Genomic DNA, 988 nt, shown 5'->3' with positions numbered 1-988 from the left:
AATGGCAAGGCTTTTTTACGTTCATTCATCAAGGAATTACCATGTCAAATAAGACCCTCTTTAATTCTGACCATCTACCGATATTAAAGAAACAATTACACACTATATTCGATCAACTTACCTTCGCTGAAATCATTCAGGGCAACGCCACCGAAAAAAACACATGGTTATCGATTTGCGCTCAAGCGGTAGGTTATGGCGACTGGGACGACTTAAAAGCGCAAGCAGTCACGCACCACGAGCCAACCCACAACATTCTATTTAACCAAGCATCCATCATTCCTTTCATCCAAAGTGTCAGAGTCAGCTTGGGGGAGCACATCGACAATATTGAAGGCTTTACCCATGTCATACTAAGAAACTTAACTACCGAAGAGTTAAACGCCATGAATGGCAATAAAGAAGAGCTTCCCCCCCTACCCAAAGCGCCAACGTCCTATACGTTAGAATTAGGACCGAATACGGCCTATGCCCGCGACCTTTTAGATTGGCTGTGGCCAAGAACAAAAAATTACCAAGTAGACCCTATCAACACTCAGTATCTAGCGCACATGAAAGAAAAGCGAATGAGCTTGAGCAAGTCTCAAGCAAAAGAGCGCGCTTTGGATGTTTACCCACACTCTGGCATGCTAATCAGAGACATCTTAGAGCAACTGATTTCAGAAAATTACCTAGAACTCAACGATGATCAAAGGTGCGTCACTTTTACTCGCAAAGGTCTTAATTATCTCAACGGAAAAATGACCCACGAATATGACGACCAATGGAAAGAATGGTTTAAGGCATTTGCAGCGCATCTCAAAAAAATCCCATACCGATACATCAAGATAGATTGGACACCCTATATCGATTTATATGCCCGGGGCATGTCACCCATTGAGGCGGCAAAAAGTCTTGAATGGTCAGAATGCTACACTCAAGCACACTCAGAGATCCAATCGGCCATTAAACACCAACTCGACATCCATCTGCCTCTATACCCCAAGGA

Annotated in this window: 1 pseudogene; it reads left to right on the top strand. The window is 43.5% G+C overall.

Annotation, left to right across the window (positions count from 1 at the left end):
- Positions 1 to 41 precede the first annotated feature (41 nt).
- Positions 42 to 988 (top strand): annotated as a pseudogene (locus AB4503_RS25030) (hypothetical protein); the annotation flags it as partial.

The sequence above is a fragment of the Vibrio sp. 10N.222.55.B11 genome (assembly GCF_041473705.1).
GTDB lineage: Bacteria > Pseudomonadota > Gammaproteobacteria > Enterobacterales > Vibrionaceae > Vibrio > Vibrio crassostreae_C.
Note: the sequence above shows the minus strand (reverse complement) of the source record. Positions and strands in the feature narration are given on the sequence as shown.